Annotated in this window: 23 protein-coding genes; 8 read left to right on the forward strand and 15 right to left on the reverse strand. The window is 74.6% G+C overall.

Features of this window, described 5'->3' with window-relative positions; genetic code table 11:
• Positions 1 to 178 precede the first annotated feature (178 nt).
• Positions 179 to 1,477 carry a SpoIIE family protein phosphatase gene (locus OG900_17810; GenBank protein ID WUH91783.1) on the forward strand — a complete coding sequence of 433 codons (1,299 nt, stop codon included), beginning with the start codon at positions 179 to 181 and terminating at the stop codon, positions 1,475 to 1,477.
• A gap of 26 nt (positions 1,478 to 1,503) precedes the next feature.
• On the opposite strand, the gene OG900_17815 is transcribed toward OG900_17810, so the two are convergent.
• The 4 genes from OG900_17815 to OG900_17830 all read right to left on the reverse strand — a co-directional run bounded on the left by OG900_17815 (position 1,504) and on the right by OG900_17830 (position 3,894).
• On the reverse strand, positions 1,504 to 1,872 hold the full coding sequence (locus OG900_17815; GenBank protein WUH91784.1) for a DUF2516 family protein: 369 nt from the start codon (positions 1,870 to 1,872) through the stop codon (positions 1,504 to 1,506).
• Positions 1,873 to 2,004: 132 nt separating this feature from the next.
• Positions 2,005 to 2,544, reverse strand: coding sequence for a hypothetical protein (locus tag OG900_17820; GenBank protein WUH91785.1), 540 nt, complete (start codon positions 2,542 to 2,544; stop codon positions 2,005 to 2,007).
• Positions 2,541 to 2,987, reverse strand: a complete 447-nt coding sequence (locus tag OG900_17825) for a helix-turn-helix domain-containing protein (GenBank protein WUH91786.1) — start codon at positions 2,985 to 2,987, stop codon at positions 2,541 to 2,543. The genes OG900_17820 and OG900_17825 overlap by 4 nt, the downstream gene beginning before the upstream one ends.
• A gap of 379 nt (positions 2,988 to 3,366) precedes the next feature.
• Complete coding sequence (locus tag OG900_17830) at positions 3,367 to 3,894, reverse strand: tetratricopeptide repeat protein (GenBank protein ID WUH91787.1); 528 nt, start codon at positions 3,892 to 3,894, stop codon at positions 3,367 to 3,369.
• 230 nt (positions 3,895 to 4,124) lie between these two features.
• Between OG900_17830 and OG900_17835 the strand changes: the two genes are divergently transcribed.
• Positions 4,125 to 5,114, forward strand: coding sequence for a winged helix-turn-helix domain-containing protein (locus OG900_17835; GenBank protein ID WUH91788.1), 990 nt, complete (start codon positions 4,125 to 4,127; stop codon positions 5,112 to 5,114).
• Between the two features lie 153 nt (positions 5,115 to 5,267).
• Here the strand turns inward: OG900_17835 and OG900_17840 are convergent, their stop codons facing one another.
• Entirely contained in the window at positions 5,268 to 6,182 is a 915-nt protein-coding gene (locus OG900_17840; protein WUH91789.1) for an aminoglycoside phosphotransferase family protein, read from the reverse strand.
• A 55-nt stretch (positions 6,183 to 6,237) separates the two neighbouring features.
• Entirely contained in the window at positions 6,238 to 7,113 is an 876-nt protein-coding gene (locus OG900_17845; protein WUH91790.1) for a sigma-70 family RNA polymerase sigma factor, read from the reverse strand.
• Positions 7,114 to 7,187: 74 nt separating this feature from the next.
• Here OG900_17845 and OG900_17850 point away from each other — a divergent pair, with 74 nt between their 5' ends.
• Entirely contained in the window at positions 7,188 to 7,955 is a 768-nt protein-coding gene (locus tag OG900_17850) for an NAD(P)H-binding protein (GenBank protein ID WUH91791.1), read from the forward strand.
• Positions 7,956 to 8,047: 92 nt separating this feature from the next.
• Here the strand turns inward: OG900_17850 and OG900_17855 are convergent, their stop codons facing one another.
• Positions 8,048 to 9,304 carry an MFS transporter gene (locus OG900_17855; protein WUH91792.1) on the reverse strand — a complete coding sequence of 419 codons (1,257 nt, stop codon included), beginning with the start codon at positions 9,302 to 9,304 and terminating at the stop codon, positions 8,048 to 8,050.
• A gap of 124 nt (positions 9,305 to 9,428) precedes the next feature.
• On the opposite strand from OG900_17855, the gene OG900_17860 reads away from it, so the two are divergent.
• The 3 genes from OG900_17860 (at position 9,429) to OG900_17870 (ending at position 12,605) form a co-directional block, all read left to right on the forward strand.
• Positions 9,429 to 10,355 (forward strand): LysR family transcriptional regulator, encoded by a 927-nt coding sequence (locus OG900_17860; protein WUH91793.1) that lies wholly within the window; start codon positions 9,429 to 9,431, stop codon positions 10,353 to 10,355.
• 66 nt (positions 10,356 to 10,421) lie between these two features.
• On the forward strand, positions 10,422 to 11,150 hold the full coding sequence (locus OG900_17865; protein ID WUH91794.1) for a flavin reductase family protein: 729 nt from the start codon (positions 10,422 to 10,424) through the stop codon (positions 11,148 to 11,150).
• A gap of 153 nt (positions 11,151 to 11,303) precedes the next feature.
• On the forward strand, positions 11,304 to 12,605 hold the full coding sequence (locus OG900_17870) for a M14 family zinc carboxypeptidase (GenBank protein ID WUH91795.1): 1,302 nt from the start codon (positions 11,304 to 11,306) through the stop codon (positions 12,603 to 12,605).
• A 7-nt stretch (positions 12,606 to 12,612) separates the two neighbouring features.
• Here the strand turns inward: OG900_17870 and OG900_17875 are convergent, their stop codons facing one another.
• Positions 12,613 to 13,716, reverse strand: coding sequence for a ThiF family adenylyltransferase (locus OG900_17875; GenBank protein ID WUH95811.1), 1,104 nt, complete (start codon positions 13,714 to 13,716; stop codon positions 12,613 to 12,615).
• Positions 13,717 to 13,981: 265 nt separating this feature from the next.
• Here OG900_17875 and OG900_17880 point away from each other — a divergent pair, with 265 nt between their 5' ends.
• Entirely contained in the window at positions 13,982 to 15,271 is a 1,290-nt protein-coding gene (locus OG900_17880; protein WUH91796.1) for a M14 family zinc carboxypeptidase, read from the forward strand.
• Between the two features lie 211 nt (positions 15,272 to 15,482).
• On the opposite strand, the gene OG900_17885 is transcribed toward OG900_17880, so the two are convergent.
• The 4 genes from OG900_17885 to OG900_17900 all read right to left on the reverse strand — a co-directional run bounded on the left by OG900_17885 (position 15,483) and on the right by OG900_17900 (position 19,609).
• Entirely contained in the window at positions 15,483 to 16,505 is a 1,023-nt protein-coding gene (locus OG900_17885) for an aspartate-semialdehyde dehydrogenase (GenBank protein ID WUH91797.1), read from the reverse strand.
• Between the two features lie 95 nt (positions 16,506 to 16,600).
• Positions 16,601 to 17,428 carry a dihydrodipicolinate synthase family protein gene (locus OG900_17890; protein ID WUH91798.1) on the reverse strand — a complete coding sequence of 276 codons (828 nt, stop codon included), beginning with the start codon at positions 17,426 to 17,428 and terminating at the stop codon, positions 16,601 to 16,603.
• A gap of 276 nt (positions 17,429 to 17,704) precedes the next feature.
• Positions 17,705 to 18,961: a GNAT family N-acetyltransferase gene (locus OG900_17895; protein WUH91799.1), complete on the reverse strand. Its 1,257-nt coding sequence runs from the start codon at positions 18,959 to 18,961 to the stop codon at positions 17,705 to 17,707.
• A 66-nt stretch (positions 18,962 to 19,027) separates the two neighbouring features.
• A complete protein-coding gene (locus tag OG900_17900; GenBank protein ID WUH91800.1) occupies positions 19,028 to 19,609 on the reverse strand; it encodes a hypothetical protein in 582 nt (193 codons plus the stop codon).
• Positions 19,610 to 19,984: 375 nt separating this feature from the next.
• On the opposite strand from OG900_17900, the gene dtd reads away from it, so the two are divergent.
• Positions 19,985 to 20,410: a D-aminoacyl-tRNA deacylase gene (dtd, locus tag OG900_17905; GenBank protein WUH91801.1), complete on the forward strand. Its 426-nt coding sequence runs from the start codon at positions 19,985 to 19,987 to the stop codon at positions 20,408 to 20,410.
• Between the two features lie 27 nt (positions 20,411 to 20,437).
• On the opposite strand, the gene OG900_17910 is transcribed toward dtd, so the two are convergent.
• From OG900_17910 to OG900_17920, 3 genes are all read right to left on the reverse strand, one after another.
• A complete protein-coding gene (locus OG900_17910; protein ID WUH91802.1) occupies positions 20,438 to 21,406 on the reverse strand; it encodes a folate-binding protein in 969 nt (322 codons plus the stop codon).
• A 135-nt stretch (positions 21,407 to 21,541) separates the two neighbouring features.
• Positions 21,542 to 21,973: a transcriptional repressor gene (locus tag OG900_17915; GenBank protein ID WUH91803.1), complete on the reverse strand. Its 432-nt coding sequence runs from the start codon at positions 21,971 to 21,973 to the stop codon at positions 21,542 to 21,544.
• Between the two features lie 131 nt (positions 21,974 to 22,104).
• Positions 22,105 to 22,668, reverse strand: coding sequence for an FABP family protein (locus OG900_17920; GenBank protein ID WUH91804.1), 564 nt, complete (start codon positions 22,666 to 22,668; stop codon positions 22,105 to 22,107).
• Positions 22,669 to 22,683 lie beyond the last annotated feature (15 nt).

Consider the following 22,683-nt stretch of genomic DNA (forward strand, 5'->3'; position numbering starts at 1 on the left):
CGGATCACCACATCGAGGGCGAAATCCCGCCCTGGCCACCGCATATGACTCTGACGGTTTCAATGCGGCCCTCCCGTCACATCGGGTCCAGCCACTAGGGTCTGCTCAGACCAGGGGTGGCACAGCAAGGCAAAGGAACGACCTCGAAACGTTCAGGGGACCGGAAAGGAGTCGCTTGATGTCCGCTGCCAAGCGCGGCACCGAACGGCCCTCGGCCACCGATCCCGGTGCGGAGGGTTCCGCTGCCCCCGCAGCGCCCGAGACCGCGGGCGCCCCGGCGCTGAGCCTCCCGCGCCAGCGCCAGGACACCGCCGACGGACCGCCCGCCCTCACCCTGCTGGTCGTCGGCGACGACCCGACGGGCGCCTTCACCGCCCCCTGGTTCCAGGACGGCGGCGGCCCCCGTATCCGCATCCTGCGGGCCGGCAATCTCACCGCCGCCGGGCGGCTGCTCACCGACGACGTGCACTGCATCCTGTTGGACCTGCCCGACGTCCTCGAAGGCGTACGGCATGTGCTGCGGGTCGCCCCCTACACCGCGGTGCTGGTGCTGACCGACGGCGCCGACGACGGCAGCGCGGCCGAGGCCGTACGCGTCGGCGCCCAGGACCACCTGGCCCGCGGCGAGGTCGACGCCGCCGCCGTCACCCGGGCGGTGCGCTACGCCGTCGAGCGCAAGCGCGCCGACCTCGCGCTGCGCAAACTCACCGAGACCCGCCTGCTCGCCCAGGAGAACCGCCGGCTCGAACGCGGCCTGCTCCCCACCCCGCTGCTGGAAGGCGCGGGCCTGCGGTTCGCCGCCCACTACCGCCCCGGCCGCAGCCGCGCCCTGCTCGGCGGCGACTTCTACGACACCGTCCGCACCTCCGACGGCGTCGTGCACGCCATGATCGGCGACGTCTGCGGCCACGGCCCGGACGCGGCCGCCCTCGGCGTGGAGCTGCGGATCGCCTGGCGGGCGCTGACCTTCGCCGGGCTCGGCGGCGACGCGCTGCTGCGTACGCTCCAGCAGGTGCTGGTGAACGAGCGGGCCGACGACGAGATCTTCGCGACGCTCTGCGCGCTGGACATCGCGCCCGACGGCCACAGCGCCGCCCTCTACCTGGCCGGCCACCCCGCACCCCTGCTGGCGCGGCCCGGCCGGGTGCCGCAGCTGCTGCCGCACGAGGACGGCGGCCCGGCGCTCGGCCTGCTGCCCGACACGCTCGCCGAATGGCAGCGGGTGCCGGTCGCGCTCGACGGCGAGTGGCGGCTGATGCTCTACACGGACGGCCTGATCGAGGGCCGGATCGGCGTGGGCACGCGGCGCCTCGAACAGGACGGCATGGTCCGGCTGGTCTCCCGGCTGCTGGCCGCGGGCCTGCACGGCGACGCGCTGCTGGACGCCGCCGTCACCGAGGTGCGCGAGCTGAACGGCGGCGAGCTGACCGACGACGTGGCCGTCGTGCTGCTGGAGCGGACCGACCTCCAGCCGTAGCCCTCAGGCCCTGCCCGACACCCGTCTTACCGGCGGCCGTTGTACGGGCCGTAGGGCCCGTCGCTGCTGCTGCCGCTGCGGCCGCGCCCGCGCAGCCTGCGCGCCGCGCCGCCGCCGCGGCCGCCGCTGACCTCGCGGACCGCGGGCCGTACGTCCACCATGTAGACGATCACGGCGACCAGGCCGATCAGCGGCAGGAACGACAGGATCGGGAACAGCTTCATGATCACGGCGGAGATGCCGAGGATGATCAGCCAGAAGCTCTTCTTGTTCTTGCTCGCCGCGCGATACGCGTCCTCGCGGTGCACCGCCGCGTCGACGAACGCGAAGACCGCGAAGAGGAAGAGCGCCCAGGAGATCAGGGCGACCACTCCGAAGAACTGTGTGACCAGCACGCCGTCCACCCGCCTTTGTCGTCCGCTTTGCCGTCCGCCGGATGTCCGCTGACGTCCGCTGCCACCGTACCGGTCGTACGCGTACAACGGGCCGGGCGCGCGATGCGTGCCCGGCCCCGATGTGTCGTACGACTACTCGGCCGGCTTGTCGGCCTTCTTCGCGGCGGGCTTGCGGGCCGGCGCCTTGCGGGCGGCGGCGGACTTGTCCCCACCCGCGCCGATCTCGCCGGGCTTGGCGCCGCTCTGCGCGCCGTCCTCGCCGCGCCAGCTCGCGAAGGCGCCCTTGCCCCGCACGGCCAGCTCGTCGTAGGTCTCGCGGGCCTTCACCGCGTAGCCGGTGGCCCGGCCGACGCTCTGCAGAGCCAGGTCCTGCACGGACTCGCCCAGCTTCTTGAGGTCGGGCATCTCCTTGAAGGCCTTCAGGTCGATGTCGCGGTAGGTCTCGGTCAGCTTCGCCTGCGCGTCCTTGGCGCCCGCGGTGACCCTGCCCTGCACGACCTTGGGGTCGGTCGTCCTGATCCGCTCGAAGTGCTCGGGCGCCTGCTCCCTGAGCTTCCCGAACAGCGCCGGGACCTCGCGCAGCTTCTCGGCGGCCAGGTCCGCGGTCCCGGCGACCGCGTACAGCGGGGTCGGGTTGCGCAGGCTCTTCACGATGTCGTCGGTGATCGTCATTTTCCGGTTTCCTCCCGTAGGGCGGCGGACGCCTCCGGGACGCCCGCCTCCGTTGCTTCTTCCTCTGCCACGTCCTCAGCCGCCCGCGACTCCCCCGCGGCGGCGTTCTCCTTGCGGAACGACTCGTAGATCTGGATCAGCACCTGCTTCTGCCGCTCGTTGATCGACGGGTCCGTCAAAATCGCCGCCGGCACCTCCAGCTCGTCCCGCTCGCGCGCGTCGAGCATCCCCGCCTGCACGTACAACGTCTCCGCGGAGATCCGCAGCGCCTTCGCGAGCTGCTGCAGAATCTCGGCACTAGGCTTCCGCAGCCCGCGCTCGATCTGGCTCAGATACGGATTCGACACACCGGCCGCCTCCGCCAGTTGCCGCAGACTCAGCTGCGCGCTCCGCCGCTGCTCGCGCAGATATTCGCCGACGTTGCCGACTTTCAGTGACGCCATAGGTACGAGCGTGCACCACCGCGCTAACTTTTGCAAGCACCGCGCTTGCTCGTGGCAAACTCCGGCGAGTCCGCGGCGGGAGTGGGGATGGTGCGGGCGGCGCGGCGGTGGGCGCTGGTGGTCCCGGTCCCGGACGAGGACGGCCAGGGCGAGGCAGGAGGAGGCGAGGAACCACTCGCCCCGGGGTCCTCGGGACCCCGGGGCACGGCGCGCTCCCGCTGTCCTGCACCGCGGCCGCCGGGCACGCCGCGGGCCTGAGCCCAGGCCTCGCGGGCCCGATCGCCGCCTGGTCGCTCACCGGCACGCTCCTCACCGCCGGGGGCCGGGTCTCCGGCGGGCGACGAGCCCTCGACGCCGGCCGTGGTGCTTACGGCGACGGCTACGGCTTCCGGTCCGACTCGCCGATCAGGCGGGCGTAGTTGGCCATCGACCGCTGGTAGCGCGGCAGATGCGGGGCCAGCGCCCCCACCGCGAGCGACACGGCCTCCCGGGCGCGGCCGAGGTCGGTGAGGGCGAGGGCCAGCACGGCGACCACGGCGTCGTCCAAGTGGTCGTGGCCCCGGTCCCGTTCGGCGGTCAGCAGGGCCACGCTCTCCTCGGGTCGGCCGAGGTTGCGCAGCGAACTGGCCATCTGGACGACCGCGCGGCGCCGGCGCTCGCCGGGCAGGCCCGCGTCGAGAGCCGCGCGGTAGAGCGGGACCGCGCGGTCGGAATGGCCGGTGGAGTCCCAGGCGGCGGCCCGCTCGAAAAGGGCGGTGCCGTCGCCCTCCGGCAACTCGTCCGCCTGGGCGTCGATCGCCGCGCGGAAATCCTCCTCGGTGAAGTCGTCGACGGCCGCCCACAGAGCGACGTTGCGGCGCTCCCAGTCCGCCCCGGGGGCGGCCTCGGTCCTCGGTGCTGCGGTCATGGCGTCCACACTCCTGGCTGTGCTCGTCCGATGCCCGCCGGTCCTCCGGCGGCGCCCGCCATCCTGCGAGGGCGCCCGCGGACCGCACCACTGATTCGCTCCTCGCCGAATCAGTACGTTGTACGGTGAAGCCGCCGCGCCCGTCCGCGCCACCGCCCCTGCCGCCCGCCGCCACGCCAGAACCGCCACCCCGCCCGACCCGGCCGCCCCCTCCCAGGAGGCCCCCCGCTGTGACCACCCTCCGCTTCGGGCCCGCCGACCTGCTGCGATGCCGCTTCGCCTACTCCCCGGCCTTCGAGACGCTCGCCGCCGTACGCGTCGCGACCGGCCCGCAGCCGCCCGGCCACCACCGGCGCTGGCTCGCCGACGTGGGCGAGGCCCTACGCGGGCTCGACCTGCGGCCGCTCACCCTGCTCCAGCCCCGCCGCGGCTACACCCCCGACTTCCTGTCACCACCGCCCGACCGGCCGGTCGACGCCTTCCCCGACGACCTCGCACGCATCGCCGCGACCCCGCCCGCGCAGGCGCGCACCGAGATCGCCCGCGCCCTCGCGGAGACCCCGGGCGCCGCCCGCACCGCCACCGGCAGGATGCTGCTCGACGGCGATCCCGCGGACGCCGTACGGCTGCTCGCCGACCTGGTCGCCGCCGCGTGGGAAGCGCTGGTCGAGCCGTACTGGGCGCGGACCAGGGCGCTGCTCGAAGCGGACATCGCCTTCCAGGCGCGGCGGTCGGCCGACGGCGGCCTCGACCGGCTCTTCGCCGAACTGCACCCGTCGGTGCGCTGGCACGACGGGGTCCTCACCCGGGAGCACGGAGGCGCGGACCACCGCGACCTGTCCGGGGAGGGGCTGGTGCTCATGCCGAGCGCCTTCAAGTGGGACCAGGTGGTGATCGTGCTCGACCCGCCCTGGCAGCCGACGCTGATCTATCCCGCGCGGGGCATCGGCAATCTGTGGCAGGCGGGCGCGGGCGGTGACGCCGGGACGCCGGCGCTGGCCCGGCTCATCGGGCGCACCCGGGCCCGGCTGCTGACCGGGCTCACCGAACCCGCTGCCACCGGGTGGCTCGCCCACCGGTACGGGCTCGCGCCGGCGACGGTGTCGCAGCATCTGGGGGTGCTGCGGGACACGGGGCTCGTCGCGGCGAGCCGGCACGGCTACGAAGTGCGCTACCGGCGCACGGAGTTGGGGGATGTTCTGGCCCTCACCGGGGGGTGACGCCCGGGGGTGCCGCTTGCTGTGGCGGTGCGTCCTTCGCGGCGTCGTGGCTTGGCGCTCCGTTCTCCCCCAGAGCTTCGCCTGGGGGTACCCCCACGCGCCCCTGGGGGGTCGCCGCTTGGCGTGCGGTGCTCGGCTGCGGGCGCTGGGGCCCTAGGAGTACGCGTCTGTCAGGACTTCGGTGATCACATGGGCATGCTGGGCTGCCAACCGTGGCTTCACGGTGCGGAATTGGGCGAGGCTGATCAAGGCCTTCCAGAGGGCCCAGCCGCGGGCTCTCGTCCATGTGGACGGGGGCTGGGCGACCGTGTCGCGGAAAGCGGTGCGGCTGTCGGCGGAGAAGAGGGTCCAGGCGATGACGAGGTCGCAGGCGGGGTCGCCGGTGCCGGAGGTGCCGAAGTCGAGGACCGCGGACAGGCGGCCGTCGACGACCAGGAGGTTGCCGCCGGCCAGGTCGCCGTGGAACCAGACCGGGGGGCCGGGGAAGTCGGCGGCGAGGGCCGCCTCCCAGACCGCCGCGGCGCGACCCGTGTCGACCACGTCGCCGAGTGCGGCCAGGGCGGCGCGGGTCTCGGCGTCGTAGTAGCCGGGGGGCGTGCCGCGGTGGAAGCTGTGGGCGCCGGCTCCGGGGCCGCCCGTGGGGTCGACGGCCTGGAGGGCCAGGACGAAGCGGCCGACGTCGACCGCGAAAGCGCTGAGGTCGGCGATGCGGTCGGGCGTCAGCGCGGTCTGCCCGTCGAGCCAGCCGCGTATCGACCAGGGGTGGGGGTAGCCCTCGCCCGGCCTGCCCAGGCCCAGCACCGGCGGCACGGGGACCGGGAGGTGCGGGGCGAGCCGCGGCAGCCAGGTGTTCTCCTTCTCGACCGCGGGCACGTAGCCGGCCGCGGTGGGCAGCCGTACGGTCATGTCGTCGCCCAGCCGGTACGTGCGGTTGTCCCACCCGTCGACCGGGACCGGCCTCACCGGCAGGTCGCGCCACTGCGGGAACTGCGCCGCGATCAGCCGCCGTACCAGCCCCGCGTCGATGCCCGCACGGCCGTCCTCGCCTTCCGAACCGTCCATGGTCATCCGGGCATGATCGCCACGGCTCCCCGGCGTCCGCAACCGGTTTCCGCGCCCGCGCCTACAGCACCTCGATCCGTACGCCGCGCAGCCGCTCGGGGTCGGCGACGACGTCGATGCCGCTGATCACACCGCCGGAGAAGCTGAACACCAGCACCAGGCGGAGCCGCCCTGCCGGTGCCATGACCAGGCCCACCGAACCGTTGACCAGGGCGGGTTCCGTGAAGGCGACGCGGGCCGCGGCGGCCGACGAGCCGTGGGCCACCCGCAGGCGGCCGCGGACGTCGACGGGTCGCGGGGTGGGGCCGGCGGCGCGGTCGGCGTGCAGGACGACGTCCGGGTCGAGGACCGCGACCAGCGCGTCGATGTCACCGCGGCGGGAGGCGGCGAGGAAGGCCTCGACCAGGCCGCGCTGCCTGTCGCGCTCGTCGTCGTCCGGGACCGGGGCCGCGCCCCTGACCCGGCGCCGGGCGCGGCTGGCGAGCTGGCGGGCCGCCGCCGGGGTGCGCTCGGTCATCCGGCCGATCTCGTCGAAGGGCACCGCGAACATGTCGTGCAGCACGAAGGCGACCCGCTCGGCGGGAGCGAGGGTGTCGAGCACCACCAGCATCGCCAGGCCCACCGACTCGGTGAGCACCGCCTCCTGTTCGGGGTCGGCGCCGGCCTCCTCGACGGGCTCGGGCAGCGCGCTGTCGAGCGGGTACTCGCGGCGGGTGCCGCGGGTCCTGAGCATGTTCAGGCACAGCCGGGCCACCACGGTCGTCAGCCACGCGGGCAGGCTGTCGATCTCGTCGGCGCCGGTGCGGCTCAGCCGCAGCCAGGCCTCCTGCACCGCGTCGTCGGCCTCCGCGGCCGAGCCGAGCATCCGGTACGCCACCGACCGCAGACGGGGCCGCTGCTCCTCGAAACGCCCGGCCAGCGCCGCTTCGTCGTCCATCGGTCACGTTCCTCTTCCGCCGCGGGTCACCAAAATAACCCGCCCTCCACGAGCGAACGCACAGGAGAAACCACATGATCACCTCGACCGTCCTGGTCACCGGCGGCACCGGCACCCTGGGCCGCCACGTCGTACCGATGCTGCGCGACGCCGGCCGTACCGTACGGGTGCTCAGCAGGCACAGCCGCCCGCCGGCGGACGACGGCGTCGAACACGCCACCGGCGACCTGCTCGCGGACACCGGCGTCGAGCCCGCGGTCGCCGGAGTGCGCACGGTCCTGCACCTGGCGGGCAGCAACAAGGGCGACGACATCGCGACCCGCCACCTGGTGCGGGCCGCCGCCGGCGCCGGGGTGCGGCACCTGGTCCTCATATCGGTCATCGGCGCCGACACCGTGCCGCTCGGCTTCCTGCGCACCAAGCTCGCCGCCGAGCGGATCGTCGCCGACTCGGGAATACCGTGGACGGTGCTGCGGGCCGCCCAATTCCACGACCTCACCCTCACGATGGCCAAGGGCATGGCGAGACTCCCGGTCGTGCCCGTCCCCTCGGGCATGCGCCTCCAGCCGGTCGACGCCCGCGACGTCGCCGCCCGGCTCACCGAACTGGCCCTCGGCGAACCCGCCGGCCGCGTCCCCGACCTGGCGGGCCCCGCCGTCTACCCGATGGGCGACCTGGTGCGCGGCTACCTCGCCGCCCGGGCCAAGCGCCGCCCGCTGCTCCCCGTCCCCCTCCCCGGCAAGGCCGGCCGCGCCTACCGCGCCGGCGCCAACCTCACCCTGGAGGGCGCCGACACCGGCGCCAGGACCTGGGAGGACTTCCTGGCGGAACGCGTGGCCTGAGCAGGGCGCCCACCTGGGTGTCGAGCGCCTCGACGTCCACCGGCGCAGTCCCCACCGGGTCGCAGGCAAGCGCGCCGCAAGGTGCAGGCCGGTTACACGCCGCCCGGGGCGGGGACTCGGGGGCTCGCGCCCTCGGGGCGGGTGGGGGCGGCAGGGCGTGGGAGGAGGAGGGGGGTCGCCAGGAGGAGGGCGCCGGCCAGGGCGATGGCGACGCGCGGGGTCGTCACCGCCCCGAGCACCCCCCACAGAGCCGTCGCGCCGGCGATCCCCGCACTGGTGCTGACCGACCACGCGGAAAGCGTGCGAGCCACCCGCGAGGGCTCCGTTTGGGTGAGCCGGTACGTCGCGAGGACCGGGTTGAAGACGCCGATGCAGGTCACGAGGCCGAACTGGAGGGTGACGATCAGCAGGATGCCGGGCACGCCCGGCATGGCGAAGGCGAGGCCGAGGGGCCAGACGGCGCGGAGGATCCCGGAGGTGCGCAGGACCGCGGCGGGGCCGTGGCGGGCGACGAGGCGGCGGGCGAGGCGGGAGCCGAGGAGGCCGCCGACGCAGGGGGCCGCGAAGGCGAGGCCGTACTGCCAGGGGGCGAAGCCGAGGTGGCCGAGGAGGAGGACGGCGAGCAGCGGCTCGGCGGCCATGATCAGGCCGTTGACGGCGACGACGTTGAAGAAGAGGGGCCGCAGCACGGGGTGGGCGAGGATGTAGCGCCATCCGTCGAGGAGGTCGGCTGCCCGCAGCCGGGTGGCCGCGGGCTTGGCGGGGCGCGGCTCGGTGCCGCCGATGGCGCGGATGCCCAGCGCGGAGAGCAGGTAGCTGACGGCGTCGGCGGCGATCGTGGTGACGGGGCCGAGCAGGCCGATCGCGGCGCCGCCCAGCGGTGGGCCGACGACGGTCGCGGTCCAGGTCGTGGATTCGAACCTGCCGTTCGCGACGAGCAGGTCCGCCGGCGGCACGAGCGCCTTGAGGTGGGCGCCGCTGGCCGCTTTGAAGGCGATGTCGCAGGCGGCGACGACGATGGAGACGGCGAGGAGTTGGGCGAAGGTGAGGAGCCCGAGGGCGAAGGCGGCGGGGACGGTGGCCAGTGCGGCGCAGCGGGTGAGGTCCGTCGCCACCATGACCGGGCGTTTGCGGCGGAATTCCACCCAGGGGCCGAGCGGTACGGCGACGAGCGCCCCCACCGCCCGTCCCGCCGCGGCCAGTGCCGCGACCTGGGCGGGCCCGGAGTGCAGCACCAGGACCGCGATGATCGGGAAGGCGCCGAAGCCGAAGCCCGTGCCGTACGCGCTGACCGCGTAGGCCGCCCACAGCCATCCGAACGGCCGCCCCAGTGCCCGCCTGCCCGCCATACCCACCGCTTTTCTCGTCGACCGACCCCGGCATCCAACCGACTGGGACACGCGGGGAGCAAGCAACCGGCGGGCCGCCCGGCCACAACCGGCGGTTGTCCGCGGGCGCGGATACGCTGCCGGCGTGGATCTCGAAGCCGTGCGCACCTTCGTGGCCGCCGCGGACGCCGGGCGCTTCCAGGACGCGGCCGCCGAGCTGTCGGTGACCCAGCAGGCGGTTTCCAAGCGCATCGCCGCGCTGGAGAAGGCGCTGGGTGTGCGGCTGTTCACCCGTACCGCGCGGGGGGCGCGGCTCACCGTCGACGGGCAGGCCTTCCTGCCGCATGCCCGTGACCTGCTGCGGGCCGCGGCGCGGGCGGTCGGCTCGGTGCGGCCCGGACGGCGGGCGCTGCGGGTCGACGTGATCGGGCGGCGGCTGGCCCCGGCCGGTCTGCTGGGCGAATTCCGCCGGGCGCATCCGGAGGTGGAGCTGGACGTGGTGACCCTCTTCGACGCGGACGCGGCCGTCGACGCCATCCGGTCGGGCACGATCGACGCGTCCTTCCGGGCCGTCACCATGCCGGGCCGGCAGCTCCCGGACGACATCGGGGCGGTCCGGGCCTTCGACGAGCCCATCCAGCTCCTCACCGGACCTGGCCACCCGCTGGCCGGGGCCCGCGCGGTGACGCCCGCGCAGCTCGGCGGGCAGCGGATCTGGATGCCGGGGATCGTCGCGGGTACGGAGTGGGCCGCCTACTACGACGACCTGGCGGCCGCATTCGGGCTCACCATCGAGGTGACCGGGCCGGACTTCGGCACCGAGCCGGTGCTCGACACCATCGCCGGGTCAGGGTCGCTGGCGACCTTCGTGGGCGAGCAGACCCGCCTGGTGTGGCCGGCCGACCACGGCCTGCGGCGTATCGGCGTACGGGATCCGGCGCCGGTCTACCCGCATTCGCTGCTGTGGCACCGCGGCAATCCGCACCCGGCGCTGGCGGCCCTGCGCGACCATCTGCGCTCGGGGCGCCGCGACGTGTCGGCCGCCGGGAGCTGGACGCCGGCGTGGGCGTAGCAGGGGTGTGATCACACCGTCCGAATACCGCCAGCCGGGGAAGGGCGTGCGGGGCAGGGTGGGGGCATGACCACCCAGGACAGCACCACGATCGACCACACCCGTATCGAGCCGGGCATCCTCTACTTCGGCACGCCCGTCGTGCTGCTCTCGACCCTCAACGAGGACGGGGCGACGGCGAATCTCGCGCCGATGTCGTCGGCCTTCTGGCTCGGCTGGCGGTGCATGCTCGGGCTGGGCGCGCGGTCGCAGACGGCACGCAATCTGCTGCGGGACCGGGAGTGCGTGCTGAACCTGCCCGACGACGGGCTGGCCGCGGCGGTGGACCGGCTGGCGCTGACCACCGGGCGCGATCCGGTGCCGCCGGGGAAGGCGGAGCGCGGCTACCGCCACGAGGGCGACAAGTTCGGGCGGGCCGGGCTGACGGCGGTGGCGTCGCAGACCGTGCGGCCGCCGCGGGCGGCGGAGTGCCCGGTGGCGATGGAGGCCGTCGTGGAGGCCACGCACCCGCTGGCCGAGGACGACCCCGAGCAGCGCGGCGGCATCGTCGTCTTCGAGGTGCGCGTCCAGCGCGTGCTGGTGCACGACGCGATCCGGCTGCCGGGCAGCACCGACCGCATCGATCCGGACCGCTGGCGTCCGCTGATCATGAGCTTCCAGCAGCTGTACGGGCTCGGCCCGCGGGTGCGGGAGTCGGCGCTGGCGCGGATCCCCGAGCGGATGTACCGCGGGCCCGACATCGCGCGGTCCCGGGCGGCCGGGACGGGCCGGGGCGCCCTTGACACCTGGCAGTGACCCGCAGAGTCTGAGCAGGGCGCGCTCGCGGTCCCCGCGGGGGCGCACCGTCAACTCCCCTGCGCGAGAACGGAATCGGACCGGCACCACCCGCACTGTTGAGCAGACGAACAGACGAGCAGCTGACAGCCGCCCAGCCGAGGAGGAGCCGCCATGCGCGGGCCAGACGCGTATCCGACCGTGTCCGGTGTCGCGGCGGCGGCCCGCCTGCTCAGCGCGCGGCACCCGGACCTGTGCCGGATGCGGCTGGCCGGGGAGTCCAGGACCGGGCGGCCGCTGTGGCTGCTGTCGGTCGGGCACGGCAGGCGGCACGTGCTGGTGGTCGCCGGTCCGCACGCGGACGAGCAGGCGGGCGGCGGCACCGTGCTGTGGCTGGCCGAGCAGGCGGTCGCCGACCGCCGCCGGATGGCTGACGCCGACCTGACCTGGGACTTCCTGCTGTGCCTCGACCCGGACGGCACCGTGCTCAACGAGACGGGCCCGGCAGGGCCGCGGCCGCCCGCCGTCCACTTCCGGCACACCTACCGGCCCGCGGTCGGCGAACAGCCCGAGTGGGCGGGCTCCTTCCGCGACCCGGGCGACGAACTCCCGGAGACCTACGCGCTGCTGGCCGTCATAGACGAACTTCGGCCGATCCTGCAGTGCACCCTGCACGGCACGGACGTCGGCGGCAGTTGGGTGCAGCTGACCGCCGACATCCCGGGACTGGCCGAGCCGTTCGGGAAATACGCCGCCGAACTCGACATCCCCGTGCAGGTCGGCACCTACGACACGCTGTTCTGGCACAGCTCGGGACCCGGGGTGTACGTGCTGCCGCCCGACGGCCGCCGGGACCGCACCGCGGGCGAGCCGGAGAAGGTCGCCGGCTCGACCTGGACCCGCCCGCACCGGCACGGCGGGCTCACCGCGCTGGTCGAGGTCCCCATGTGGGCCACCCGCCGGGTCTGCGACCCCACCCCGCACCCCGAACCGTCCCACGCGGTCGCCGTGATGGCCGCCAGGCTCCGCAAGGACGGCGCCGCCCTCACCTCGACCCTGGACCGGGCCCTGCCGGTCATCGGCTCGGCCGGCCCGCCGGCCGGCGGCACCGCGCTGCTGCTGCGCGGGGTGGAGCACACGGTGGGCGCCTTCGCGGCGCTCGCCGCCGACTACGACGCGCTCGCGGCGGACCCGCCCGTGTCGCTGACGGTGGCGCATGTCGCCGCCCTCGACATCGCCTCCCGCCGCATGCCGCTGCGCGCCGCCGGGATGCTCCTGCGGCTGCTGGACGAGCAGCCCATCGGCGACCCCGACCCGGCCGCGGAGCCCGGCCGCCTGCGCGGCCGGCTCGAACGCCGCCTCGACGCGGGCGCGCGCGAGCTGGTCTCGACGCTCGACGCCCGCTGGGTGCCGGTCTTCGACCAGGTCGAACTCCAGGCCAGGACGGTGCTCGCGGCGGTGGACCGGCTGACCTGAGCCGCGCTCACGCGGCGGAGTCGCCGCAGGCGGGGCAGCCGGGGCGGCGGGGGTGGATCTGCAGGACGGGGTCGCCGAGGGACATCAGGTTGATGCCGTAGCGGAAGCCGGGGCGCATCGGCGGGATGCCGGTCAGCAGGGCCAGGGCGGCGTGGGCGACGAGGGTGCCCGACAGGGTCGCGGTGACCGCGCTCGCCGGATTCCACGGCATCCGGGGGGAGGCGGCGGTCTCGTCCTGGCCGGGCGCCAGGCGCAGGTCGCGGCGCTCGGACTCGCCGACCCGCTGGCATTCCCAGCAGGGGCCGCGGCCGGGTACGTGGACGCCCGCGGTGACCAGCGGCCCGCGGTAACCGCCCTCCACCCAGGGGAGGTTCGCGGCCAGGCAGACCCGGTTCGCCCAGCGGCGGATCTCCGGCGGCCGGTCCGCGCCGAGCACCAGCACGTCGTAGGGGCCGCCTTCGGCGATCAGCTCGGCCAGCGCGTCCTGGCCGCGGATCTCCCGGCGCTCGCCGGTCACCGCCACGTCGGAGTTCAGGGCACGCAGCGCGGCCACCGCCGCCTCGGACTTGGGGTGCCCGATGTCGGCCTCGCCGTAGAGCAACTGGCGGTTGAGATTGGACAGTTCGACGGTGTCCGGGTCCACCACGTGCAGCCGCCCCACCCCCGCGGCGGTGAGGATCTGCGCGGCGGCCCCACCCGTGCCGCCGACGCCGAGCACCAGCGCGCGGGCCCGGCGTAATCGCAGCTGCGCGTGCCAGGGGCTGGCCCGCGGGCTGAGGTCCATCCAGCGCAGCAGCGCCACCCCGCGGGTGTGCCGCAACCGGTCGCGCTCGGCCAGGCCCTGCGGCAGCGGGGCCGCGGCGTCCTCCACGTAACCGGCCTGCCGCAGCTCGCCGATGGCCGCGCCGACCGTCTCCGGCCGCACCGCCGCCGGGTGCAGCGCCGCGACCTCGGCGGCGATCCGCGGCCCGCTGCGGGTGCCGTCCATCAGCTGGGTGAGCGTCCAGATCCAGCCGTCGGGGTCGGTGATCTCCGCGCCGATGCCGTAGATGACGCTGCCGATCCTGACGTTGCCGTCGACCGTGCGGTACGCCCGGTGCTCCGGTTTGATCCGCGGCCGCAGCAATTCCGCGTCCGCTCCACCGACTTCCGTCTCCGTCGCCCCTGCCGCCATCCGGGCCCCCTTCCCCGTCGCCCTCCTTGACACTGTCGCCGTGGCGCCGGACTCTGACAAGGCGTGGGAGTCACCCGGGGTGAGTCAACTCCCTTGCATTGCAACCGACTTGGACCGGGAGGGGAGTCAACATGGCGAGCACCATCGTCATACGGCAACTGGACAAGAAGGAGACCACCGGCGACAGCAACTCCAACGGGACGTGAGCCAATTCACGGTCGATGCGTATCCGGGCGTCGCGGGGGTCGTCGCAGCGGCCTCCGCGTTCGTCCGGTTCCGGCCGGGACTGTGCTCCCTGCGGGTGGCCGGCCGGTCGCGGGAGGGCCGCCCGCTGCATCTGCTCACCGTCGGCCTCGACCGGCCCCGGGTACGCAACGTCCTGGTCGTCGCGGGGCCGCACTCCGACGAGCGGGTCGGAGCCGCGAGCGCGTTGCGGATCGCCGAGCGCGTCGCGCTCGACCCGCACCTGCACGTCGGCTCCGACGCGGCCTGGCACTTCCTGCTCTGCCTCGACCCCGACGGCACCGCCCGCACCGAAGCCGGGCCCCCCGTCCGCCGCACCCCCGCGGACCACTTCCGCCACGCCTACCGGCCGCCGGCCGACGAACAGCCCGAATGGGCGCCCTCGATCCGCCCGGCCGACGACCAGCTCCCCGAGTCCCAGGCGCTGATCAGGCTCATCGACGAGCTGCGCCCGGTGCTCCAGTGCTCGTTGCACGGCAACGACATCGGCGGCAGCTGGGTCCAGCTCACCCGTGACCTGCCAGGGCTCGCGGAACGCCTCGGCAAGCTCTCCGCCGAGCGGGACGTGCCCGTCCAGACCGGCACCTACGACGCCCTCTACTGGCGCTCCTCAGGCCCCGGCGTCTACCTCATGCCGGACCCCGGCGAACGCGCCCAGTTCGACAGCCTGCCCGAGGACGTCAGCCGGTCCACGTGGATACGGCCGCACACCCACGACGGGATGACCGCGCTGTTCGAGGTGCCGATGTGGGCGAGCCCCGGCGTCTCCGACTCCAGCCCCCACCCCGACCCCGCCCGCGCCCTCGCCGACCTCGCGGTCCTGCTGCGGCACCAGTCCGGGCTGAACCGCACGACGCTCTCCGAACTGCGGCAGGCGGTGCCCCGGCTCTCGGCCGACGAGGCCCGGCTGCTGCGCGTGGCCGACGGGCTCGTCGCGATGGGCCCGCGGGTCGCCGAGGAATGGGAAGGGCTGCACCAGTCGCCCGTACGGCTGTCCCGCGCGCACGTGGCCGCACTCGACATCGCGGCCCGCCGCATGTCCCTGCGAGCCGCGGGCGCTCTCCTGCAGATCCTCGCGCCTTCCCCCCTGCCCGACGCGGCACGCCTCCGCGCCGCGGCCACCCGCCGCCTCTCCCGCTGGGCGGACGAGCTGGCCGCGAGCCACGACCTGACCTGGCTCCCCGTCCCGACCCAGGTCGACCTCCAGTCCGAAACCGTCCTCACCACTTTCCGCCTCCTCCCGCGCTAAGGGCTGTCCTGTGATCCGCGGTGGACCGGCGCGCGGCGTCAGATGCGGTACATCGCAAGGCGAAGGGCCGCCCTCGTACCGGGTCGGCGAGCCCGACAACGCAGCGAGGTGCCGTAGCTGTCGTCGCGCGCCCGCCGGGGATTACGGGACAGCCCTTGGGAAGCGGCCCCGCCACGGCGGTGCCGCAGTCGCACCCCCACCCGGCCGCGGGTCAGAGCTCGGCGGCGACCAGCTCCGCGATCTGCACCGCGTTGAGGGCGGCGCCCTTCCGCAGGTTGTCGCTGGACAGGAAAAGCGCCAGCCCGTGCTCGACGGTCTCGTCGCGCCGGATGCGCCCGACGTACGAGGGGTCGCGCCCCGCGGCCTGCAGCGGAGTGGGGATGTCCGACACCTCGACCCCCGGCGCCTGCGCGAGCAGCTCATACGCCCGCTCCACACTGATCTCGCGGGCGAACCTCGCGTTGACCTGGAGGGAGTGGCCGGAGAAGACCGGCACCCGGACGCAGGTGCCGGACACCTTGAGGTCGGGGATCTCCAGGATCTTGCGGGACTCGTGCCGCAGCTTCTGCTCCTCGTCGGTCTCGAAGCTGCCGTCGTCGACGAGGGACCCGGCGAGCGGGACGACGTTGAAGGCGATGGGCCGGGCGTAGACGGCGGGCTCGGGGAAGGCGACCGCGCCGCCGTCGAAGGTGAGGCGGTCGGCGTCGCCGGCGACCTCGCGGGCCTGGCCGTGCAGCTCGGCCACACCGGACAGGCCGGAGCCGGAGACGGCCTGGTAGGTGGTGGCGACCAGCGCCACCAGGCCGGCTTCCTGGTGCAGTGGCTTGAGGACCGGCATCGCGGCCATCGTGGTGCAGTTCGGGTTGGCGACGATGCCCTTGGGGCGGTCGGCCAGGGCGTGCGGGTTGACCTCGGAGACGACGAGCGGGACGTCGGGGTCGCGGCGCCAGGCGGAGGAGTTGTCGATCACGACGGCGCCCTGGGCGGCGACCTTCTCCGCGAGGGCGCGGCTGGTGGCGCCGCCGGCCGAGAAGATCACGATGTCGAGCCCGCTGTAGTCGGCGGTGCCGGCGTCCTCCACGGTGACCTCGCCGCCGTCCCACGGCAGCGTGAGGCCCGCGGACCGCGCCGAGGCGAAGAGCCGCAGCTCCTTCACCGGGAAGGCGCGCTCGGCCAGCACCTTGCGTACGACTCCGCCGACCTGCCCGGTCGCTCCGACGATTCCGATCCTCATGCGGTCTCTCTCCGATCTGGTGGCGCCCGTCCGTGGCGCTGGGTGTGCCCGCGCGTTCGAGTATCACCGCAGCGGCGGGCGGGCGGCGAATGGTTTCAGGTGCCGAGACGTACGCCTGCCAGCGCCTGCGGGCTCGCGGGCAGCAGCGGCAGCCGTACGTCGGGGGTCGGGATGCGGCCCTGCGCGTGCAGGGCGGCCTTGATCACCGTCGGGTTCGGCTCCCGGAAGAGCGCGGCGGCCCGTGCGGCCAGCCGGTGGCCGAGCGCCCGGTCGCCGGTGGCGGCCAGCTCGGCCCACGCGGCGGTGTCCAGGTGCGCGGACGCGGTGACGGCGCCGGTCGCGCCCAGGGCGAGCAGCGCTGGTGCGAAGACGTCGTCGCCGGCGAGCACGTCGAAGCCTGCCGGGCGGTCGCCGAGCAGGTCGACGGTCTCGGCGTCGATGCCGCCGACGGCGTGCTTCACCCCGGTCACGCCGGGGATCGCGGCCAGTTCCCGCAGCGCGCGGGCGGTGAGCTGCTGCCCGGTGCGGAGGGGGACGTGGTAGACGAGCAGCGGTACGTCGCTGCGCGCGGCCAGGGCGGTGAAGTGCGCGACGACCCCGGCTTCACCCGGACGGGTGAAGGCCGGCACGGTCGCCAGCGCCGCGTCGGGCGCCGCCTTCCACCGCCCGAGCCCGCGCCGCCCGTCCCCCACCCCGACCACGAACCGCGCCCCGGCCCGCCGGCACACCCGCCCGACGACCTCGACGACCAGGTCCCGCTCGGCCTCGTCCAGGCTTTCCGGCTCCCCGGTCGTCCCGAGCGCCACCAGTCCCCGCGCCCCGTCCGCCAGGACCTCCCCGGCGAGCGCTTCGAGCGCGTCCCGGGCGATGTCGCCCGCGGCGGTGAAGGGGGTGATGAGCGGTACGTACAGGTCCGGGGTCATGGTGCGAGTCTCACCCGGCGCAATACGGTAGGTCCAGTTACATCTCGTGCGGTGGATCGTTAAGAATCTCTGATCCATGTGAGGCCGGCCACGCCCCGACCGCCGCCTCCACCGCCACGACCGGCGGCACCTTCTCTGCGGGATCGGGCCGCGGTCCCGGGCGCACGGCACGCACGCATGGTGCGCCGGCGGAATCCTGATCGCGCCGGCCTATCTCGCGCAGCTGAGCCCACGGGCCTTCTCGGCCCGCGGGCTCGGCACGTGTCCGGGTGCGGGTCAGAAGACCTCGGGGCACCAGGGGCGGCGCGGGGTGCGGAAGAGGACGTCGGCGGTGGCGGCGGCCTCCGGGCGGTGTTCGGCCACCAGGCCGAGGGCCGCGAGGCGCAGGGCGGACTCGTCGCCGAGGTAGAGGCGGGCGAGGGTGGCGGCGTCCAGGGCCAGGTCGGGGGCCGCGGACGGCGCCGGGGTGCAGCGCGGGGCGGCGCCCGGGGCGGTCTCCAGGCGGAAGGTGCCGCCCGCGAGCCCGGCCGGGTCGTGGACGTCCAGGACGAGGTCGGCGGTCAGCGGGGCGTAGCCGCGGGCGGACAGCGCGGCGGGGATGTCGAGCAGCCGCAGCCACATGTAGTCGGCGTGGGTCTCGGTGCGGGCGGCGCGCGGGTCGCCGAGGAGCAGCGGGAGGATGTCGTCCGGCGGGCGGTGGCCGGACTTGAGCCGCACCACCCAGTCCAGCGAGAGCAGGTAGCGCCACAGGGCGGCGTCGGCGGCCGGGGTGGCGGCGATCAGCCAGAGCACCTCGGCGTCGGCATTGGGCAGCTTGCCCGGCCAGTCGGGGTCGTTGACCTGATACGCGGCCATGCCGTCGACCTCGCCCGCCGCATCGCGGTGGACGACGAAGAAGGACTCCTTGTATCCGAAGGAGGGCAGGACGATCGCGCCGGTGGCGCGCTTCCACCAGCGGTCGTCGCGGCTGATGGCGCCGGGCGTACGGGCGCGGACCCGCTCGTGCAGCGCCGGGCCGAGTTCGCGCACCTCGGCGGCGGTGACCAGCCCGACGGTGCCCTCGGCGGGATCGGGTCCCGCGTGCCGGCGGTCGAGGGCCGCCCTGGGCACGTCGACCTCCCATTCGGTGACCCAGGTGGCCGGGCCGAAGCCGTACCGCCCGTAGATCGGGTATTCGGCGGCGATCAGGATCGACACGGCCTCGCCGCGCTCCTTGGCCGCCGCGAGGTCGGCGGCCATCATGCGGGTGGCCAGGCCCCGGCGGCGGTGGGTGGCGGTCACGGTGACGTTCGTGACGGCGGAGGCGGGCACCGAGCCGCCGCCCGGCACGGTCAGGTCACGGGGCATGCTGCGGAAGGTCGCCACGCACCGGTCCCCGTCGAAGGCGCCGCGGGTGCGGTCCAGGTCGTAGGCGGGCCGCGAGAGCGCGACCTCATCGGGGCCGGCGACCTGCGACCGGTGGAAGCCGGTGTGCACCGCCCGCACCCATGCGCCGACCTCGGACTCGGTGATCGTGCGTATCTCAAGACCCATATCCGCACGTTACGCAGCCGCGCCCGCGCCCCGCATCCGGTTAACGGGCGCCGCCCCGAGGGACGCTCAGTCGTCCGCGAGCAGGTCGTCGATGTGGGCCTCGCCCTCGCGGTAGCGGCGGGTGATCTCGGCCGAGCAGTCGTCGACGCTCTGCTGGAGGCGCTGCCTGCGGCCGGAGACCTGCTGCTCGTGGCGGGCCAGCCGGCCCATCGCGGCGTGCAGCTCGGGGTCGGTGCGGGCGTCGAGGTCGGACAGCTCGACCTCGGCGAGCATGTCGGCGGCGAGCCGCTGCACTCGCGGGCTCAGCGGGGTGCCCAGCGTGACGTGCCGGGCGGAGCGGACCCGGGACGGGCCGTCGGCGAGGATCTCCGGGAGCCGGTCGAGCACCGGCCCCTCCGGGCCGCCGGGCGCGCCCTCGGCAGACGCCGAGGCGCCGGCCCTGCGGCTCAGCTCGGCCCGCAGGATGTCGATCCGCCCGTGCAGCAGCCGGCGCAGATACGACAGGTCGGCCTCCTCGCGCTGGGCGTCCCCGCGCAGGGTGCGCAGCGCCGCCAGGTCGAGGTCGCCCAGGCCGGCTGCCGGGGTGTCCGCCAGCGGGCCGCGGGGCGCGGGCGGGCGGGACGGCCCTGGTGCGTCGGCCTTCAGCATGCGGTGGCCCTTCCTGGTGGGCGCCGGGGTTGGCGCCGCCGGCCCAGCGGCCCGCGGTGCCGGGAGTCTGTCCAGCGCCGGATGTGATCATGCCTGTCGTCCCCCGCCCGCAGCAGCCCGGGTGTGCCGGCCCCTGGGGGGCGGCGCGGACCCGGCGGAAGGCCGCCGGCGGAGATCCTGCCGTCGATGCTGCCACCTGCCCCCGGCACGGCGCAGCGAGTCTGCACCCGAACGGCCGTCGCGACAGTTGTGCGAGGCGGGCGGTCCGGCGCGCGCCGGAGCCCGTACGCGCCCCCGCGGTTTTTTCGCGAGCCCCCGCGTACCCACCGCCGACCCGGGTACGGGCGGTGTTCGCGCAACCGACACAATGAGGCCATGCGTGCGGTGGCCCAGCGGGTGAGCGAGGCGAAGGTCGTGGTCGACGGGCGGACCGTCGGCGCCGTCGAGGGTCCGGGGCTGTGCGTCCTGGTCGGGGTGACGCACGACGACACCCCGGAGAAGGCTGCGGCACTGGCCCGCAAGCTGTGGACGCTGCGCATCCTGCCCGACGAGCGGTCCTGCTCCGACATCGGGGCACCGCTGCTGGTGATCAGTCAGTTCACGCTCTACGGTGACGCCCGCAAGGGCCGCCGCCCCACCTGGAATTCCGCCGCGCCCGGCCAGGTCGCCGAGCCGCTGGTCGACGAGGTCGTCGCCCAGCTGCGTGCGCTGGGCGCGACGGTCGAGACCGGGGTCTTCGGCGCCGACATGAAGGTGTCGCTCACCAACGACGGGCCCTTCACCGTCGTACTGGAGCTGTGAAGGGCCCCGCTGTCGAGCTGGGCCGCGTCAGGGCGCGACGACCGTCTCCTGGGTCGCCGCGGTGTCCTCGGCCAGCAGCGTCGCACCCTCCGGGGTGTTGCGCTTGACGACCGCGAGCGCGATCGGACCCAGCTCCCAGTGCCTGGCCGACGAGGTGATCGTGCCGACCGGCCTGCCGTCCTCGCCGTCTGCCGCGATCCGCACCTGGGCGCCGTGGCCGGGCAGCCGCACCTCGCTGCCGTCCAGGTGCAGGAAGACCAGCCGGCGCGGCGGGCGGCCCAGGTTGTGCACCCGGGCGACCGTCTCCTGGCCGCGGTAGCAGCCCTTCTGCAAGTGCACGGCCGCGTCCAGCCAGCCCAGCTCGTGCGGGATGGTGCGGTGGTCGGTCTCCAGGCCGAGCCGCGGGCGGTGCGCCTCGATGCGCAGCGCCTCGTGCGCCAGCACCCCGATGGGGGGACCCGCCTGGGCGGCGAATTCCTCCAGGCGCTCGCGCGGGACGAAGACCTCCCGGCCGTACGGCGTCTCCCTCACGGCCCATTCCGCGGGCGGCGCCGTGATCGACCCGGCGGGCAGGTACACGACGGCGAACTGATCGGAGGCGTCGGCGGCCTCGACCCGGTAGAAGAACTTCATGCTCTCCAGGTACGCGAGCAGCGCCCCCTGCGTGCCGGGCTCGACGTGCATCCAGGTGGTGGCGCCGTCGTCGACCAGGTAGAGGGCGTGCTCGATGTGGCCGTGCGCGGACAGGACGAGCGCCTCGGTGGCCTGGCCCGGCGGCAGGCTCTCCACGTGCTGGGTGAGCAGCAGGTGCAGCCACGACAGGCGGTCGGCGCCGCTGACCGTCACCACACCGCGGTGCGAGAGGTCCACGAAACCGGTGCCGTCGGCGAGCGAGCGCTGCTCGCGGAAGAGGTCGCCGTAGTGTGCGGCCACCCCTTCGTCGGGGCCTTCCGCAGCGACGGCTCCGGGCAGCGACAGCAGGGGGCTCTTGGTCATGCCGTCAAGACTACGACCAGGCCGGTCGTATGACCGGATCGGCATTCCCCGAGGGGGCGGACGGCGGGGCTGCGGGGGCGGCACGGCTACGGGCCGGCGGGCTGCCGGGGCGGGAGGGCTACGGGGGCGGGACGGCTACGAGTCCGCCGCCTTGGCCGCGCAGTCCCGGCAGCGGCCGAAGATCGCGAAGTGCTTCATGTCGGTCTCGAAGCCGAACTCCGCCCGCAACCGGTCGCCGAGCGGCGCCGCCAGGTCCACGTCGGCCTCGGTGACCACGTCGCAGTCGCGGCACACCAGGTGCATGTGGTCGTGCCGGTCCGCGAGGTGGTAGGTGGGAGCGCCGTGCCCGAGGTGGGCGTGGCTGACCAGGCCCAGCTCCTCCAGCAGCTCCAGGGTGCGGTAGACAGTGGAGATGTTGATGCCGGACGCGGTCCTGCGCACCTCGGAGAGGATGGCGTCGGGTGTCGCGTGCTCCAGGCACTCGACGGCCTCCAGCACCAGCTGCCGCTGCGGCGTCAGCCGGTAGCCGCGCCGGCGCAGGTCGGTCTTCCAGTCGGTGGTGACCATCCGGCCAGTGTAGGTCGCCCGGCGCGCGCAGGACCGTGCCGCGCGACCGCGGACCGCCGGCGGCGCTTCGGCCGACGGCTGTCGCGCGGCCGCTCGGAGGCGGCCCCGCGACGACGGCTGCCTGGTGACGGCTACTTGAAGAAGGCGATGCCGTCGTCGGGAAGGTCCTTGAGGTCGGCGACCCATTCCCGCGGGTCCACGACCTTCTTCAGGTGCGCCGACATGTACGCCCGCAGCGGCACCGACGGGGTGGCCTTCTCGCCGACCCACATCAGGTCGCTGTTGACGTAGCCGTACAGCCGCTTGCCGCCGCTGTATTCGGGGGCGAAGGGCAGCCGGGCGACCGCGTCGGTGACCAGGTCGATCTGCGGCTTGCCCTCGGCCAGCTCGCCGGTCCAGATCTCCACCACGCCCTCGTCGCGGGTGGTGGTGACGTCGACCTTGCGGTCCTCGCCGATGCGCCAGAAGCCGCTCTCGCTCTCCAGCGGCCCGACCTTCTTGCCCTCGTCGTCCAGGACCCAGGTGTGCGAGACGTACTCCAGGAAGGGCCGGCCGTCGTGGGTGAAGGAGACGGACTGCCCGAAGTTGCACTTCTCGGCGCCCGGGAAGTCGAAGACGCCCGCGCCCTCCCAGCGGCCGAGCAGGAAGACCAGCGGCACGAGGTCGGGGTGCAGGTCGGAAGGGATCTCGATCATGTCAGCGCTGGCCCT

This window comes from Streptomyces sp. NBC_00433 (genome assembly GCA_036015235.1).
GTDB lineage: Bacteria > Actinomycetota > Actinomycetes > Streptomycetales > Streptomycetaceae > Actinacidiphila.

Bases quoted from the DNA above. Each gene is read 5' to 3' on its own strand.
- OG900_17870 (WUH91795.1), top strand. From the start codon at position 11,304: ATGCGCGGGCCAGACGCGTATCCGACCGTGTCCGGTGTCGCGGCGGCG.
- OG900_17920 (WUH91804.1), bottom strand. From the start codon at position 22,668: ATGATCGAGATCCCTTCCGACCTGCACCCCGACCTCGTGCCGCTGGTC.
- OG900_17910 (WUH91802.1), bottom strand. From the start codon at position 21,406: ATGACCAAGAGCCCCCTGCTGTCGCTGCCCGGAGCCGTCGCTGCGGAA.
- OG900_17855 (WUH91792.1), bottom strand. From the start codon at position 9,304: ATGGCGGGCAGGCGGGCACTGGGGCGGCCGTTCGGATGGCTGTGGGCG.
- OG900_17915 (WUH91803.1), bottom strand. From the start codon at position 21,973: ATGGTCACCACCGACTGGAAGACCGACCTGCGCCGGCGCGGCTACCGG.
- OG900_17825 (WUH91786.1), bottom strand. From the start codon at position 2,987: ATGGCGTCACTGAAAGTCGGCAACGTCGGCGAATATCTGCGCGAGCAG.
- OG900_17820 (WUH91785.1), bottom strand. From the start codon at position 2,544: ATGACGATCACCGACGACATCGTGAAGAGCCTGCGCAACCCGACCCCG.
- OG900_17890 (WUH91798.1), bottom strand. From the start codon at position 17,428: ATGACCCCGGACCTGTACGTACCGCTCATCACCCCCTTCACCGCCGCG.
- OG900_17885 (WUH91797.1), bottom strand. From the start codon at position 16,505: ATGAGGATCGGAATCGTCGGAGCGACCGGGCAGGTCGGCGGAGTCGTA.
- OG900_17865 (WUH91794.1), top strand. From the start codon at position 10,422: ATGACCACCCAGGACAGCACCACGATCGACCACACCCGTATCGAGCCG.
- OG900_17850 (WUH91791.1), top strand. From the start codon at position 7,188: ATGATCACCTCGACCGTCCTGGTCACCGGCGGCACCGGCACCCTGGGC.
- OG900_17845 (WUH91790.1), bottom strand. From the start codon at position 7,113: ATGGACGACGAAGCGGCGCTGGCCGGGCGTTTCGAGGAGCAGCGGCCC.
- OG900_17830 (WUH91787.1), bottom strand. From the start codon at position 3,894: ATGACCGCAGCACCGAGGACCGAGGCCGCCCCCGGGGCGGACTGGGAG.
- dtd (WUH91801.1), top strand. From the start codon at position 19,985: ATGCGTGCGGTGGCCCAGCGGGTGAGCGAGGCGAAGGTCGTGGTCGAC.
- OG900_17810 (WUH91783.1), top strand. From the start codon at position 179: ATGTCCGCTGCCAAGCGCGGCACCGAACGGCCCTCGGCCACCGATCCC.
- OG900_17895 (WUH91799.1), bottom strand. From the start codon at position 18,961: ATGGGTCTTGAGATACGCACGATCACCGAGTCCGAGGTCGGCGCATGG.
- OG900_17840 (WUH91789.1), bottom strand. From the start codon at position 6,182: ATGACCATGGACGGTTCGGAAGGCGAGGACGGCCGTGCGGGCATCGAC.
- OG900_17900 (WUH91800.1), bottom strand. From the start codon at position 19,609: ATGCTGAAGGCCGACGCACCAGGGCCGTCCCGCCCGCCCGCGCCCCGC.